12 protein-coding genes are annotated in these 15,054 nt (G+C 63.7%); 5 read left to right on the top strand and 7 right to left on the bottom strand.

The window, feature by feature from the left end; translation table 11 throughout:
* Entirely contained in the window at positions 1-1,854 is a 1,854-nt protein-coding gene (locus tag APH34_RS05415) for a sigma-54-dependent Fis family transcriptional regulator (RefSeq protein WP_054900159.1), read from the top strand.
* A 79-nt stretch (positions 1,855-1,933) separates the two neighbouring features.
* Here APH34_RS05415 and accC read toward each other — a convergent pair whose 3' ends face one another.
* From accC to APH34_RS05385, 6 genes are all read right to left on the bottom strand, one after another.
* A complete protein-coding gene (gene accC, locus APH34_RS05410; RefSeq protein ID WP_054900158.1) occupies positions 1,934-3,289 on the bottom strand; it encodes an acetyl-CoA carboxylase biotin carboxylase subunit in 1,356 nt (451 codons plus the stop codon).
* Between the two features lie 17 nt (positions 3,290-3,306).
* Positions 3,307-3,768, bottom strand: coding sequence for an acetyl-CoA carboxylase biotin carboxyl carrier protein (accB, locus tag APH34_RS05405; protein ID WP_054900157.1), 462 nt, complete (start codon positions 3,766-3,768; stop codon positions 3,307-3,309).
* A 103-nt stretch (positions 3,769-3,871) separates the two neighbouring features.
* On the bottom strand, positions 3,872-4,324 hold the full coding sequence (gene aroQ / locus APH34_RS05400) for a type II 3-dehydroquinate dehydratase (protein ID WP_008093086.1): 453 nt from the start codon (positions 4,322-4,324) through the stop codon (positions 3,872-3,874).
* A 179-nt stretch (positions 4,325-4,503) separates the two neighbouring features.
* Entirely contained in the window at positions 4,504-6,285 is a 1,782-nt protein-coding gene (locus tag APH34_RS05395) for a protein-disulfide reductase DsbD (protein ID WP_054900156.1), read from the bottom strand.
* A gap of 137 nt (positions 6,286-6,422) precedes the next feature.
* Positions 6,423-8,168 carry a methyl-accepting chemotaxis protein gene (locus APH34_RS05390; RefSeq protein WP_371263295.1) on the bottom strand — a complete coding sequence of 582 codons (1,746 nt, stop codon included), beginning with the start codon at positions 8,166-8,168 and terminating at the stop codon, positions 6,423-6,425.
* A gap of 359 nt (positions 8,169-8,527) precedes the next feature.
* Positions 8,528-9,907 (bottom strand): diguanylate cyclase, encoded by a 1,380-nt coding sequence (locus tag APH34_RS05385; protein WP_054900154.1) that lies wholly within the window; start codon positions 9,905-9,907, stop codon positions 8,528-8,530.
* 247 nt (positions 9,908-10,154) lie between these two features.
* Between APH34_RS05385 and APH34_RS05380 the strand changes: the two genes are divergently transcribed.
* Together APH34_RS05380 and APH34_RS05375 are read left to right on the top strand one after the other, a co-directional pair.
* The gene (locus APH34_RS05380; RefSeq protein WP_054900153.1) at positions 10,155-11,222 is read left to right on the top strand and encodes a DUF2333 family protein; all 1,068 of its coding nucleotides are present in this window, start codon (positions 10,155-10,157) and stop codon (positions 11,220-11,222) included.
* A gap of 2 nt (positions 11,223-11,224) precedes the next feature.
* Positions 11,225-11,758 (top strand): NUDIX hydrolase, encoded by a 534-nt coding sequence (locus APH34_RS05375; RefSeq protein ID WP_054900152.1) that lies wholly within the window; start codon positions 11,225-11,227, stop codon positions 11,756-11,758.
* Here the strand turns inward: APH34_RS05375 and APH34_RS05370 are convergent.
* The gene (locus APH34_RS05370) at positions 11,752-12,363 is read right to left on the bottom strand and encodes a transferase (protein WP_054900151.1); all 612 of its coding nucleotides are present in this window, start codon (positions 12,361-12,363) and stop codon (positions 11,752-11,754) included. The genes APH34_RS05375 and APH34_RS05370 overlap by 7 nt on opposite strands.
* A gap of 245 nt (positions 12,364-12,608) precedes the next feature.
* Between APH34_RS05370 and APH34_RS05365 the strand changes: the two genes are divergently transcribed.
* Together APH34_RS05365 and speA are read left to right on the top strand one after the other, a co-directional pair.
* Entirely contained in the window at positions 12,609-12,980 is a 372-nt protein-coding gene (locus tag APH34_RS05365; RefSeq protein WP_054900150.1) for a translation initiation factor Sui1, read from the top strand.
* Between the two features lie 150 nt (positions 12,981-13,130).
* Positions 13,131-15,044: an arginine decarboxylase gene (gene speA, locus APH34_RS05360; protein WP_054900149.1), complete on the top strand. Its 1,914-nt coding sequence runs from the start codon at positions 13,131-13,133 to the stop codon at positions 15,042-15,044.
* Positions 15,045-15,054 lie beyond the last annotated feature (10 nt).

Raw genomic sequence — 15,054 nt, 5'->3', positions numbered from 1 at the left:
ATGCTTGCCGCGAACTCCCGAGCCCATGTCGATTGCGTCAGTCGTGTGCTGAAGAATGCCGAGCGCCTGCCGCAGGCGCCGGTGCCGCCGCTGATCCTCGATTCATGGCGCCGTTCCATGGAGCTGTACCGTCTTGACCCAGGGTCCCAACAGGGGCCGCGTATTCTTTCCCAGAGCCTGCTCAACGAGTGCCGTGAACGCGCCGAACTGTTTCTGCGCATCGCCAGCGATGCCGTGGCGCGCCTGCATGAGCGTGTGCGCGGCGCCGACTACTGCGTGCTGCTGACCGATGCCCTTGGGCGTACCATCGATTACCGGGTCGAGTCGGCCATCCGCAATGAGTGCCGCAAGGCTGGCCTTTACCTGGGCACCTGCTGGTCCGAAGGTGAGGAGGGCACCTGTGGGGTTGCGGCAGTGTTGACCAGCCGGGCGCCCGCCACGGTACACAAGCGCGATCACTTTCGCGCGGCGTTCATCGGCCTGACCTGCACGGCGGCACCGGTGTTCGACCCGCTGGGCGAATTGCTGGGCGTGGTGGATGTTTCGGCCCTGCAATCGCCCGACGACCGCCGCAGCCAGCACCTGATCCGCCAGTTGGTGGAACAGACCGCGCGGGAGATCGAGAACGCCTTTTTCATGCACAGCGCCCAGGGCCACTGGGTGATGCGCGCGCATGGCACGCCGGGTTATGTGGAAAGCCAGCCTGATTATTTGCTGGCCTGGGATGCCGATGGCCGCCTGCAGGCGATCAACAGCCTGGCCCGCGAGCGCCTGCTGGCGCGGGATGGGCGGTTGCCGGAGCACATCGGCGAGTTGTTCGACTTGGACCAGCTGCGCCGTGCCAGCGAGGCGGCGGCGCAACGCCTGCCAGGCTGGGGCGGGCTGTACGGCCGGGTCAGTGCGCCGCAGCGGCGGGGCCGGGTACAGCCGATACAGCAGGCTCAGGATGCCCGCATCGAACAGCACCTGCGCCTGGCTACCCGGGTCAAGGACTGCAATTTGGCAGTATTGGTGCAGGGCGAGACGGGGGCTGGCAAGGAGGTTTTCGCCCGCCAGCTGCATCAGCAGAGTCAACGCCGCGCCGGCCCGTTCGTCACCCTCAATTGCGCGGCCATTCCGGAGAGCCTGATCGAGAGCGAACTGTTCGGCTATGTCGCCGGGGCGTTCACGGGCGCGTCGAGCAAGGGTATGCAGGGGCTGTTGCAACAGGCCGATGGCGGCACGTTGTTTCTCGATGAGATTGGCGACATGCCGTTGAACCTGCAGACCCGTTTGCTGCGGGTACTGGCGGAGGGCGAAGTCGCCCCACTGGGCGCGGCCCGGCGCGAGCGGGTGGATATTCAGGTGATTTGCGCCACCCACCGGGACCTGGCGGCGATGGTGAGTGAGGGGCGTTTTCGCGAAGACCTGTACTTCCGACTGGCCAACGCCCGGTTCGAGTTACCACCGCTGCGCGATCGGGAGGATCGGCTGGGGTTGATCCATCGCCTGCTGGCCGAGGAGGCCGAAGCCTGCGGGGTTGAGGTGGTGCTGGCTGACGACGCGCTGCAGGCGCTGTTGGTCTATCGCTGGCCGGGCAATCTGCGACAGCTGCGTCAGGTGCTGCGCTATGCCTGCGCGGTCAGCGAGGGTGGGCAAATTGGCCTGGAGGATCTGCCGCAAGAGGTGCGTGGCGATGCAGTGCCTTGCGCGGATGCGGGTGCCTCGAACCCTGCGCGGCAGTTGCTGCTCGATGCCTTGATTCGCCATCGCTGGAAGCCGGCGGAGGCGGCGCGGGCCTTGGGCATATCGCGGGCGACCTTGTACCGGCGGGTGCATGAGCACCGTATCGAGATGCCGCGGATGAAAGGGTGATCGCTTCGGGCCGCGCCTGGCCGGCAATAAAAAACCCCGGCACCTTGGCCGGGGTTTCTCATCCATCACGCTAACGCGATCACTCCTGGTTGGCCAGTTTGTGCTCGAGGTAGTGGATGTTGACGCCGCCTTTGCAGAAACCTTCATCACGCACCAGGTCGCGGTGCAGTGGGATGTTGGTCTTGATACCGTCGACGACGATCTCGTCCAGGGCATTGCGCATGCGTGCCATGGCTTCGTCGCGGTCCTTGCCGTAGGTGATCAGCTTGCCGATCAGCGAGTCGTAGTTCGGCGGAACCGAATAACCGCTGTACAGGTGCGAGTCGACGCGAACGCCGTTGCCACCTGGGGCGTGGAAGTGCTTGACCTTGCCTGGGCTCGGAATGAACTTCTTCGGGTCTTCGGCGTTGATGCGGCACTCCAGCGAGTGGCCGCGGATGACCACGTCTTCCTGGCGAATCGACAGCTTGTTGCCAGCGGCGATGCTGAGCATCTCCTTGACGATGTCGATACCAGTGACCATCTCCGACACCGGGTGCTCAACCTGCACACGGGTGTTCATTTCGATGAAGTAGAAACGGCCGTTCTCGTACAGGAACTCGAAGGTACCCGCACCGCGGTAGCCGATTTCGACGCATGCATCGACACAACGCTTGAAGACTTCCTGACGGGCCTTCTCGTCGATGCCCGGTGCAGGTGCTTCTTCCAGGACCTTCTGGTGACGGCGCTGCAGCGAGCAGTCACGGTCGCCCAGGTGGATGGCGTTACCCTGGCCATCGGAGAGCACCTGAACTTCCACGTGGCGTGGGTTGGTCAGGAACTTCTCCAGGTAGACCATCGGGTTGCCGAAGGCCGCGCCCGCTTCGGTACGGGTGAGCTTGGCCGAGGCGATCAGGTCCTCTTCCTTGTGCACCACGCGCATGCCGCGACCACCACCGCCACCGGCGGCCTTGATGATCACCGGGTAGCCGACTTCACGGGCGATCGCCAGGGCGGTCTCTTCGTCTTCCGGCAGTGGGCCGTCGGAGCCCGGTACGGTCGGTACGCCAGTCTTGATCATCGCGTCCTTGGCCGAAACCTTGTCGCCCATCAGGCGAATGGTGTCGGCTTTCGGGCCGATGAAGGCGAAACCGGATTTCTCCACCTGCTCGGCGAAGTCGGCGTTTTCCGCCAGGAAGCCGTAGCCCGGGTGAATGGCGGTGGCGCCTGTCACTTCAGCCGCGGCGATGATCGCCGGGATGTGCAGGTACGAATCTTTGGACGAAGCAGGACCAATGCAGACCGACTCGTCTGCCAGGCCCAGGTGCATCAGTTCGCGGTCGGCCGTGGAGTGCACGGCGACGGTCTTGATGCCCAGCTCTTTGCAGGCACGCAGGATCCGCAGGGCAATTTCCCCGCGGTTGGCGATCAGGACTTTTTCCAGCTTCCCAGACATCGTTGGCTCTCCGCGAATCAAACGATGGTGAACAGCGGCTGGTCGAACTCAACCGGCTGACCGTCTTCCACCAGGATGGCGTCGATGACACCGCCAACATCGGCTTCGATGTGGTTCATCATCTTCATCGCTTCAACGATGCACAGGGTGTCGCCTTTTTTCACGCTCTGGCCAACTTCAGCGAAGTTCGGCGAGGTCGGCGAAGGCTTGCGGTAGAAGGTACCGACCATTGGCGAACGGATCACGGTGCCTTTGAGGGCCGGGGCAGCAGCGGCAGCTTCGGCAACGGGGGCGGCAGCAGCGGCAACCGGGGCAGCAACTGGCGCGGCGACCGGCGCCGGGGCGAAGTATTGCTGGGCAGCTGGGGTCTTGCTGTGACGGCTGATACGGACCGACTCTTCGCCTTCCTTGATCTCCAGTTCGTCGATGCCAGACTCTTCCAGCAGCTCGATCAGTTTCTTGACTTTACGGATATCCATTAATCATCAACTCCCAAAGGTTTCGGTCAGGGGGCGTAAGTTAAAAAACGTATCTGAAACGTTTTTCTCGAACCCCGGCCCACTCAGGCCAGGGTCTCTGTCATCAGGGCTGTGCGTTGGCAGCCAGTTGTTCCAGCGCGGACTCCAGGGCCAGTCGATAACCGCTGGCGCCCAGACCGCAGATCACTCCTACGGCCACATCGGAGAAGTAGGAGTGGTGACGGAACGGTTCGCGTTTGTGCACGTTGGACAGGTGCACTTCGATGAATGGGATGCTCACCGCAAGCAATGCGTCACGTAATGCGACGCTGGTATGGGTGAAAGCAGCCGGATTGATCAGGATGAAGTCCACACCCTCGTTGCGTGCGGCATGAATACGGTCGATCAGCTCGTACTCGGCGTTGCTCTGCAGGTACTGCAGATGGTGGCCTGCGGCGCGGGCGCGCTGCTCCAGGTCCTGGTTGATCTGGGCCAGGGTCACGGCGCCGTAGTGACCGGGTTCCCGGGTACCGAGCAGGTTCAGGTTGGGGCCGTGAAGCACCAGTAGCGTTGCCATCTGCGGATTCCTTGGATTTGTAGGGCAATTCGACACAGCGCGGCGAGTGTGCCGTAAAGCGACGGCAAGTGTCCAGTTCCCGGCAATAGCCAGCACGATGTCCGAGGTTCGCGCGAAGTATGTGACCAGATAATTAAATCTGGTCACTCGATTGGCGAAAATTCCCGGCTAGCGGGAAGTTATAGACCCAGTTGCCCGCGCACGCGCGCAAGGATCTGCGCAAATTCGCCGGCGTTTATCTCGCCAATCACCCGATCGGTGGTCATTTCGCTGCCGTTCGGGGCAAAGAACAGCAGCGCCGGCGGGCCGAACAACTGGTAGCGATCGAGCAGGGTGCGTTGTTCGGCACTGCTTTGGGTGATGTCGAAACGCAGCAGTCTGAACGCACTCAGCTGAGGTTGTACCTCGGCGGCATTGAGCACCTCGTGCTCTATTACTTTGCAACTGATGCACCAGTCGGCGTACCAGTCCAGCAACACCGGTTGGCCGGCGGCTTTAGCCTGCGCCAGGGCCGCGTCCAGCTCAGCCGGTGTAGTGATTGTGTGCCAGGCATCCGCGCTGGCGGCGGGGCTGCCAACGCGTGCTGCAGGCGCGGGGGCAGGCAGTGGGCGCAGGGGGTCGCCTTGGCCATTCAGAGCGCCATACCAGCAGGCCAGCGCATACACCAGCAGGGCCAGGCCCAGCAGTTGCGCGAGGCGTTGGCGTGGCGACTTGACCACGAACTCAAGGGCACCCAGGAACAGCGCCACGCCAGCGCTGAGAAAACCCACCAGCACCAGGGTCGCCGGCCCTGGCAGTACGCGGCTGAGCAAGCCGATCGCCAGGCCCAGCAGCAGTACCCCGATGGCGTTCTTCACAGTGTTCAGCCACGGGCCGCTCTTGGGCAGCCAGGCCGCGCCACCGGTGGCCACCAGCAGCAATGGCGCACCCATGCCCAGGCCCAGTGCGAACAGCTTGAGCGCACCGCCCAAGGCATCGCCGCTGGCGCTGATGTACAGCAAGGCGCCGGCCAGAGGTGCCGACACGCAGGGTGAAACCAGTAGGCTGGACAGCACGCCCAGCACTGCCGCACCCAGCAGCGAACCGCCCTTGGTACGGTTGGCCAGCTTGTCCAGGCGGTTGCTCAAGGCCTGTGGCAGTTTGAGTTCGAACAGGCCGAACATGGCCAGTGCAAACAGCACGAAGAACAGCGCGAACGGCACCAGCACCCAGGCCGACTGCAGCCGGGCCTGCAGGTTCAGGCCGGCGCCGAACAGGCCCATCAGTGCGCCCAGCACGGCAAAGCTGGCGGCCATGGGCATTACGTAGGCCAATGAGAGCGCCAGTCCGCGCAACCCGCCGACCTGGCCGCGCAGGACCACGCCAGAGAGGATCGGCAGCATCGGCAGCACGCACGGGGTGAAGGTCAGGCCGACCCCGGCAAGGAAGAACAGCAGCAACGACTTCCAGCGCCAGCCGTGTTCGTCGCCCTCTGCAGGGGCGCCAGCAGCGGGGCCACCTTCGCCATCGATGCTCAGGCGCTCGGTTTGCGGCGGGTAGCACAGGCCCTTGTCAGCGCAGCCCTGATAGCCCACCAGCAAGGTGAAAGCGCGGGCATCGGTGCGTGGCAGTTCAATGTCGACCACGCCGTGGTACACCTCGACGTCGCCGAAGAATTCATCGTGCTTGGCCTCGCCCTTGGGAATGTTCGGCGCGCCCACGGCGATGCCGGCAGGCCCAGTACTGAACTGGAAGCGATGGCGGTAGAGGTAATAGCCGTCGGTAGCGACGAAGCGCAGTTTGATGCTCTGGGCATTGGCCTCGATCAGGCTGAGCTTGAACGCTTCGTGTACCGGCAAGAAGTCGGCGTTGCTGGACAGCGAGGCGGCGCCGAGGGTGGCGCTGGGGCGGTTGTCGAGCAGGCCCGTGGCGAAGGCCGGGCTGGCCAGCAGCAGGAACAGCAGGAAAAACAGGCGGCGCATGGCGGACTCGCGAGGTGGAACGTGGCGGGCATGATAACGGAGTTGGCGGGGGTTGGGAGAGTGCGGGGAAGCAGAGCGACACATGGCCGCTGCCGGCTCCCACAGGCACCTCTTCCTGTGGAAGCGGGCGCTCAGTGTCAGACCCTGAAGGCCCGCACAGCGCGGTTCAGTTCACCCCCCAACCCCAGCAACTGCTCGCCTTGCTCGCGCCCTTCGCCAATGCGCTGCAGGTTGTCCTCGCCCAACGCGTGAATCCGCTCGCTGTGGTCACGGATCTCACTCACCGCGCCACTCTGTTGCGCCGTGACATCGGCGATGCGCACCGCGGTGTCGGCAATGGTGCGAATTGCGCTGACAATTTCATCCAGCGCACCATCAGCAGCCTGGGCCTGGTTGGCAGTGGCTTCGGCATGTTCGAGCTGGGCGCGCATGCCCGCCACCGATTCTCGCGCAGCCTGCTGCAGGCGGTCGATCAGGGCCTGGATCTCGCCCGTCGCCCCGGTGGTGCGTTGCGCCAGCGAGCGCACCTCGTCGGCCACCACGGCAAAACCACGGCCCATCTCGCCGGCCCTGGCCGCTTCGATGGCGGCGTTCAAGGCCAGCAGGTTGGTTTGCTCGGCAATCGAGCGGATCACTGTCAGTACCCCGCCAATGGTCGCCGACTCCTCGGCCAGCTGTTCGATCATGCGGGCATTGCCCTGCACCTCATCGACCAGTGCCCGTAGCCCTGACAAGCTCTGGCCGATCACGGCCTGGCCCTGTTCCACGGCACGCCCGGCATCACGGCTGGCATCGGCAGCAGCGCTGGCATCGCCGGCCACCTGCTGGATGGTGGCTTCCAGTTCGCCCAGGGCATCGCGAATCTGCCCAGTGTCACCGGCCTGGCGCTCGGCGCCATCGTGCAGCGCGGCGCTCATGCCCGCCAAGGCGTGGCTGCTACCGGCCACCTGCTCGGCGTTGTGACGGATGGTGCCGACCAGTTCCACCAGGTACTGGCGCAGGCGGTTGAGCGATTCCTGGATATCACGCAGTTCACGGTTGGTCTTGCCCAAGGCGATAGGCCTGGCGAAATCCCCCTCGGCCCAGCTCGACAGGGCAGGGGCCAGCCCCGTCAATGTACGCGCCAGGCGCCGCTGCAAGGTGTCGATCAGCAGGGCAATCAGCAAGATCAGGCCAATCATCAGCCCTTGCATGATGCGCACTTCATTGGCGATTTTGCCGTGCTGGGCACGCACCTCGGGCTCCAGGCCGGAAATGGCCTGTTGCACGGCCTCAAGGCGCTCATTGGTGCTGGCCGCCAAGGCACTGCGTTGCTCGATCTGTTCGCGGGTGCGCTGCAGCTCGGCGGGGTAGCGGTTGAGCAGGCTTTGCAGGTCGCGCTTGAGGTTGATGGCAACGTCTTCCTGCTGCTCGCTGGCCTGGGTTTCCAGGCCCATCAAGGCGGCGAAATCATCGGCGTTGGACTCGGCGGCGCGGGTCACGCCCAGCAGTGGCAGGCCGTCGATGAGCAGGGCCTGGGCGCGGATCAGATGCAGTTCGCGCTCTACTTCGTCGGCCAGCTCGGCGCGGCCACTGCTGACCAGCTTGTCGCGGGCCAGGGACAGGCGCCCAAGGTGGACGCTGGCATCGAGCACCGGCAGCAGGTAACGGTTGGCCTCGCTGCTGCCGCTATCGCGGGCGTAGGCGGCGAGCTGTTCGAAATTGGCGCCCAGCTCGCGCTCGGCCTGCAACAGCAGGGCTTGCGGGTCGCCGGCCAGCTTGCCGGCTGCCAGCAGTTCGTTGGCGGTGAAGGTTTGCAAAGTGTCCAGGCTCGGGCGCACGTTATCGGCGAGCTCGGCGGGCAACTCGGCCAAGGCCGCTTGCAACTGTTGGTTGGCCTCCATGGCCGCGGCATGGCGCAAGGCGTCGCCGCTGCCCAGGTAGGTCTGGACATTGCGCGCTGTCTGGTTCTGGAACTGCTGCGACAGGCTCAGGTAGCGCTCCATCAGTTGATAGGGGCGTTCCAGGGCGCGTTGCGACCACCACAGGGTCGTGGCCAAGGCGATACAGACGGTCACCAGCAACAGTGTGTTGAAATTGGTCAGCCACTTCAGGCGCATAGCCGCGAACTTCCTGCGGGGAGTGGAGAGGTAGGTGCCTGAAGTTATTGCGGTTTTGTGACGAGGTGATGACGACAGCAGGGGGTTCGCTAAAAAAGTGGCACTGTGCCGCTAGTTAACAGGTTTCACGGGCCGCTGAGGGCCTAGGGCTCGACCCGCACCACGCAATTACGTCCCGCGTGCTTGGCCCGATACAGCGCCTCGTCAGCCGTGCTGGCCATGGTCAAGGCGTCCAGCTCATCGTCCAGCTGCACCACCCCGGCACTGAACGTGCAGCGCAGGTCGCAGGGTTGCGCTGGATAAAGAATCTCGGCAAAGCGCCGGCGGATTTCGTCCAGCACCTTGTGCGCGGCTTCCAGCGCGGTGTTGGGCATGACGATGGCAAATTCTTCGCCGCCGTAGCGGCCGATGAAGTCGGTCTTGCGCAGGCGCTGCTTGAGGAACAATGCCAGGCTCTTGATGACCCGGTCGCCCATGGGGTGTCCGTGGCGGTCATTGATCTTCTTGAAATGGTCGATGTCGAGCATCGCAAAGCTCAGCGGCTGGCGTTCGCGGCGGGCGCGGAAACTGCAGTCTTCGAGCAGTTGCAGGATATGGGTGTGGTTGTAAAGCCCGGTCAGGCTGTCGCGCACCATGCGTGATTTGAGATGGCGGGCGCGGGCGGCGCGATTGCGCACGGTGGTGACCAGGTGGCGTGAGCGGATCGGTTTGGTGAGAAAGTCATCACCGCCTTCGCTCATCGCATCGAGCTGCTTGTCCAGGTCGTCTTCGGCAGACAGGTAGATGATCGGCACGCTGACGTAGCGGTCGTTGTGGCGTATCACCTTGGCCAGTTCCGGGCCTGAGCAGGCGGGCATGTACAGGTCGAGGATGATCAGGTCGGGCTGGAAGTCCGCCAGCTCGGCCATGGTGCGGATAGGGTCGGTAAGGCTGCGGGTGATCATCCCGGCATTACCCAGCACGCGCTCGGTATGCAAGGCCTGGGTGCGTGAGTCGTCGATGATCAGCACCCGCAGGGGCTCGTGCTCGGTGGTGCTGGTCATGATCTCGAGCTTTTCCAGCAGGCTGGAGGCTTCCAGCGTGCCGGTGAGAAAGGCCTGCCCCCCGGCGCGCACGGCAGCCAGGCGGGTTGGTGTGTCGGCTTCGTGGTGGCTGAAAAACAGCAGCGGGATAGGCCGTTCCAGGCCCAGTTGCGCCTGCGCCGCCAGGTGCATGCCGCGCCCCGGGCCGCTGAAGTCGACATCCATGACGATGGCCGACGGCGCCTGCTCGGCCACGGCGTCCAGAGCCGTTGCGGCATCGAACAGCGGCTGCGCGCTCAGGCCGAAAAACTCCAGCTGCTGGGCTAGCCGCTCTGCACGCTCATGATCCCGCAGCAGCAGGTACACCGGCTTGCGGGCAGGTGGCAGCGCCAGCTGATCGAGTAGATCGCCCTTGCGCAGGCTGGTGCGCGACAGGCGTTGCAGCAGGTGATCGAGTTCCTGCTTGAGGCGCTCTTGGCTCGGCTCAGCGGCTTGGGTCATGTCCTGACTACTTATAGGTGGGGAGGTGCAGGTGCGATGATGGCTCTATGCTAGCAGCTCTTTTCAGGCGTGCGAGCACCCCGCGTCAACAAAGCGTTTAAAACGATTATTCAGTTACTGACTCATTGGTCGCTTATGCGTATGGCGGCGTCTGCTTTATAGTGCAAGCACGCGGGCTTGCCGTGGCACCCTGGCGCTGGCCTGTGGTCAAAGCCCTGAACCGTCGTGACTGATTAAGGACAAAGCCATGCTGGATTGGAAAAACCGTGAGGCCAAAGCCGAGCCCCGCGAGCGTGTCGACGGCCGAGGCGCTGCTGCCCGTAGCTACCTGGGTGGCCTCTGGAGCCGCGCGCTGGGGACATTGATCGGGCTGTACCTGCTGGTCTGTATCGGCTTGGGCTGGTACTGGAGCCAGGAGCCGGCGTTGTTCCCGGTGCAGCAGAATGCCCAGGCCGCTGCCGAGCGCAATGGCCAGCAGATGGTGGTCGGCTATACCACCATCGAAACCCTCAAGACCGTGGCCGGTACGCTGCTGAACAAGCCAGGTGGCTACATCTCCAACGACCGTTTCCCGCCAGGGCTGTGGATGGACAACATGCCCAGCTGGGAATACGGCGTGCTGGTCCAGGTGCGTGACCTGTCCCGCGCCCTGCGCAAGGACTTCGCCCGCTCGCAGTCGCAGTCCACCGAAGATGCTGACTTGGCCAAAGCCGAGCCGCGCTTCAACTTCGACAACAAAAGCTGGATTCTGCCGTCCAGCGAATCGGAGTTCGAAGAGGGCATCAAGTCGCTGTCGCGCTACCAGACTCGCCTGGCAGCGGGTGACAAGGGCGCCATCTTCTATACCCGCGCCGATAACCTGAACAACTGGCTGGGCGATGTCGCCACTCGCCTGGGCTCCCTGTCCCAGCGCCTGTCGGCCAGCGTTGGCCGGGTCAAGCTCAACACCACCCTCAAGACCGAGTCGGTCGTGGCCGGTCAGGCGCCGCAGGTGGACGAGGAGTTGGTAGAGACGCCGTGGCTGCAGATCGACAACGTGTTCTACGAGGCCCGTGGCCAGGCCTGGGCGCTGTCGCACCTGCTGCGTGCCATCGAGGTCGACTTCGCCGACGTGCTGGCGAAGAAGAACGCCACAGTCAGCGTGCGTCAGATCATCCGTGAGCTGGAAGCCTCGCAAGAGCCGCTGTGGAGCCCGATGGTGCTCAATGGTAGCGGCTTTGGCATGTGGGCCAACCACTCGCTGGTCATGGCCAACTATATCTCCCGGGCCAACGCCGCGGTCATCGACCTGCGTCAGCTGCTGTCGCAGGGTTGAGCATGGCCATCAGCCCCAACGAGGCCGCCCACCGGGCGGCTTCCGACCGCGAACTGGTCGCCTGGGTGGACGACGCCGACCAGGTGCTTGGCGCACTGCCCAGGGCCGAGCTCCGTGAGCGCGGCCTGATCGGTCGTTGCACGTTCATTCTGTTGTTCAACAGCGCCGGCGAGTTGTGCGTGCACCGGCGCACCTTGAGCAAGGCGCTGTATCCGGGTTATTGGGACGTGGCCGCTGGCGGCATGGTGGCGGCAGGTGAAGCGTACGCCGACTCCGCCGCCCGCGAGCTGGCCGAGGAGTTGGGAATTGAAGGTGTCGCGCTGCGGTTTCACGAGCGCTTCTATTTCGACCAGCCGGATAACCGCTTGTGGTGCGCAGTGTATTCGGCGGTTTCCGATGCGCCGTTGCGGCTGCAGCCAGAGGAGGTGAGCGAGGCGCGTTTTGTCAGCCTCGCGGAGGTCGAAAATGATCGGCTTCTGCACCCCTACTGCCCAGATTCACTGGCCGCGCTGGAGCGCTACAAGGCAGTTCAGTAGTACGCGAACTGGTCGATCAGTTCAAGGCGCGGGACGCGAGTATTCGGCCAGAGCAACGCACCTGGGGCGATCACCGCGTTCGCGCCGATCTTACAGCCATCGCCTATCAATGCACCGAACTTGCACACCCCAGTGTCGATGACCGCCTGAGCGTGGCGAATCCTGATGACGGCGCCATCGAGCTCATTGCGGTAGTTGGCGATGATCGCGCCCGCTTCGATATTGACGTGCTCACCAATCAGCGAGTCGCCGACGAAGTTGAAGTGTGCCAACTTGCTCGAGCCGAGCATGAAACTGCTTTTCACCTCGCAGCTTGGCCCGACAATGCAGCCGCCGCCAATGTAGACCCCGCCTCGCAGGTAGGCGCCTGCCGCCACGAAGGCCCCCGGGCCGATGATGATTGCCCCTTTCAACACCGCACCGGGCTCGACGATGGCGGTTTCATGGATGGCGCAGTCACCTTGGCGCCGATAACCGGCATCGAGCCGCGCCATCATGCCCAGGACGTGCTGTTCACACGCCTGGGTGACCTGCCAGGCGGCGGGCTCAGATACGCCCAGTTCGGGCCAGCGGGCAATGAACGCGCTGATTTCGGGGATCGCCATGGGCACTTGTCCTCAATGGAAGGCCCATCAGCTTGCACCATGAGGGTCGCGATGGGGCGGCCAAGTCGCAAATCATTCGCTAAATGGCGCATTCCAGTACTTAGCAACGGCGTGATTTATCGTTAAACTGCGCGCCCTTTTCGGGCTGCCGCAAGTCTTGCAGCAGTAGCGCCGCCCCTGCCAGAGTGGGGCTTCGCGGTCGGCTCCCGCCGACCAGTTTTTGTCCTCAGCACCGAGGAACAAAAGTGGCCAAGAAAGCTTCTTCCTTCGCCGCCCTAGGCGGTCTCGTTTACTCCACCGATGCCGGTCGGCACTGCCCTGACTGTGGCCAGCCGGTGGATGCCTGCACATGCAAGCAACTGCTCATCCCCGAAGGCGATGGCATTGCCCGTGTGCGCCGTGAAAGCAAAGGCCGTGGCGGCAAGACCGTGACCACCGTCACCGGCGTGCCGCTGCCGCTCGACCAGCTCAAGGCGCTGGCCACCAACCTCAAGCGCCGTTGTGGTACCGGTGGCGCGCTGAAGGATGGGGTCATTGAAATCCAGGGCGACCATGTCGAGCTGCTGATCGATGAGCTGACTAAACAAGGTTTCAAGGCAAAGAAGTCCGGCGGCTGATGCCGGTACGCGAATTTTGCCCAGCGCTTTCTAAACTCGTTGCCGTGGGCAGGGTCTACCCCTGACACGGACGAATCGTCATTTTCAGCTTTTACACTGCGCCCGCCTCCTTGCGGGGCAGTGTCTTCGACTTTCCTATAGGGGACTTGAATGTCCGTACGACGCACACGCAAAGACGATGGTAGCCAATGGACCGTGGCCGACAGCCGCAGTGTTTATGGCATCCGCCATTGGGGCGCTGGTTATTTCGCCATCAATGAAGCCGGGCGCGTCGAAGTGCGCCCCAACGGCCCGCAAAGTGCACCGATCGACCTGTTCGAACAGGTCGACGAGCTACGCCAGAGCGGCTTGTCGCTGCCGCTGCTGGTGCGCTTCCCTGACATCCTGCAGGACCGCGTGCGCCAACTGACCGGCGCTTTCGATGCCAATATCGCGCGCCTTGAGTACCAGAGCCAGTACACCGCCCTGTACCCGATCAAGGTCAACCAGCAGGAAGCGGTGGTGGAGAACATCATCGCCACGCAGAACGTGTCCATCGGTCTGGAAGCGGGCTCCAAGCCAGAGCTGCTGGCAGTGCTGGCGCTGGCGCCCAAGGGCGGCACCATCGTCTGCAACGGCTACAAGGATCGCGAGTTCATCCGCCTGGCGCTGATGGGCCAGAAGCTTGGCCACAACGTGTTCATCGTCATCGAAAAAGAGTCCGAGGTCGCCTTGGTGATCGATGAGGCGGCTGAGCTCAAGGTCAAGCCGCAGGTCGGCCTGCGCGTGCGCCTGTCGTCGCTGGCTTCGAGCAAATGGGCTGACACCGGTGGCGAGAAGTCCAAGTTCGGTTTGTCTGCGGCGCAGTTGATTTCCGTAGTGCAGCGCTTCCGTGACGCCGGCCTGGACCAGGGCATCCGCCTGCTGCACTTCCACATGGGCTCGCAGATCGCCAACCTGGCCGACTATCAACATGGCTTCAAGGAAGCCATCCGCTACTACGGTGAGCTGCGTGCGCTGGGCCTGCCGGTCGACCATATCGACGTGGGCGGTGGCCTGGGTGTGGACTACGACGGTACCCACTCGCGCAATGCCAGCTCGATCAACTACGACATGGACGACTATGCCGGCGTGGTGGTGGGCATGCTCAAGGAGTTCTGCGACGCCCAGGGCCTGCCACACCCGCACATTTTCTCCGAAAGTGGCCGTTCCTTGACCGCGCACCACGCCATGCTGGTGATTCAGGTGACCGACGTCGAGAAACACAACGACGACGTGCCGACCATCGAAAACAAAGAGGCCCTGCCCGAGACCGTGCAGTGGCTGGCCGACCTGCTTGGCCCGACCGACATCGAGATGGTGACCGAGACCTACTGGCGCGCCACCCACTACATGGGCGACGTGGCGGCGCAGTACGCCGATGGCAAGATCAGCCTGGCCGAGAAAGCCCTGGCAGAACAATGCTACTTCGCCGTGTGCCGTCGCCTGCATAACTCGCTGAAGGCCCGCCAGCGTTCGCACCGGCAAGTGCTGGACGAGCTGAACGACAAGCTTGCCGACAAGTACATCTGTAACTTCTCGGTGTTCCAGAGCCTGCCGGATACCTGGGCCATCGGCCAGGTGCTGCCGATCATTCCGCTGCACCGCCTGGACGAAGAGCCGATGCGCCGCGCGGTGCTGCAGGACCTGACCTGCGACTCCGACGGCAAAATCAACCAGTACGTCGACGAGCAAAGCATCGAGACCAGCATGCCGGTGCATGCGGTCAACGAGGGCGAGGACTACCTGCTGGGCGTGTTCCTGGTCGGTGCCTACCAGGAAATCCTCGGCGACATGCACAACCTGTTCGGTGACACCGATTCGGTGAACATCTACCAGAACGCCGACGGCAGCGTGTACCACGCCGGTATTGAGACCCACGACACCATCGAGGACATGCTGCGCTACGTGCACCTGTCGCCGGAGGAGTTGATGACCCACTACCGCGACAAAGTGGCCAGCGCCAAGATCAGCGCCCGCGAGCGCACCCAGTTCCTGGATGCGTTGCGCCTGGGGCTGACCCGGTCTTCGTACCTGTCTTCGTAATCGCCGGGGC

The sequence above is a fragment of the Pseudomonas sp. NBRC 111131 genome (assembly GCF_001320525.1).
GTDB lineage: Bacteria > Pseudomonadota > Gammaproteobacteria > Pseudomonadales > Pseudomonadaceae > Aquipseudomonas > Aquipseudomonas ceruminis.
Note: the sequence above shows the minus strand (reverse complement) of the source record. Positions and strands in the feature narration are given on the sequence as shown.

Excerpts from the sequence above, each read along its gene's own strand:
- APH34_RS05415 (WP_054900159.1), top strand. The coding sequence starts at position 1 with ATGCTTGCCGCGAACTCCCGAGCCCATGTCGATTGCGTCAGTCGTGTG.
- accC (WP_054900158.1), bottom strand. The coding sequence starts at position 3,289 with ATGTCTGGGAAGCTGGAAAAAGTCCTGATCGCCAACCGCGGGGAAATT.
- accB (WP_054900157.1), bottom strand. The coding sequence starts at position 3,768 with ATGGATATCCGTAAAGTCAAGAAACTGATCGAGCTGCTGGAAGAGTCT.
- aroQ (WP_008093086.1), bottom strand. The coding sequence starts at position 4,324 with ATGGCAACGCTACTGGTGCTTCACGGCCCCAACCTGAACCTGCTCGGT.
- APH34_RS05395 (WP_054900156.1), bottom strand. The coding sequence starts at position 6,285 with ATGCGCCGCCTGTTTTTCCTGCTGTTCCTGCTGCTGGCCAGCCCGGCC.
- APH34_RS05390 (WP_371263295.1), bottom strand. The coding sequence starts at position 8,168 with ATGGAGGCCAACCAACAGTTGCAAGCGGCCTTGGCCGAGTTGCCCGCC.
- APH34_RS05385 (WP_054900154.1), bottom strand. The coding sequence starts at position 9,907 with ATGACCCAAGCCGCTGAGCCGAGCCAAGAGCGCCTCAAGCAGGAACTC.
- APH34_RS05380 (WP_054900153.1), top strand. The coding sequence starts at position 10,155 with ATGCTGGATTGGAAAAACCGTGAGGCCAAAGCCGAGCCCCGCGAGCGT.
- APH34_RS05375 (WP_054900152.1), top strand. The coding sequence starts at position 11,225 with ATGGCCATCAGCCCCAACGAGGCCGCCCACCGGGCGGCTTCCGACCGC.
- APH34_RS05370 (WP_054900151.1), bottom strand. The coding sequence starts at position 12,363 with ATGGCGATCCCCGAAATCAGCGCGTTCATTGCCCGCTGGCCCGAACTG.
- speA (WP_054900149.1), top strand. The coding sequence starts at position 13,131 with ATGTCCGTACGACGCACACGCAAAGACGATGGTAGCCAATGGACCGTG.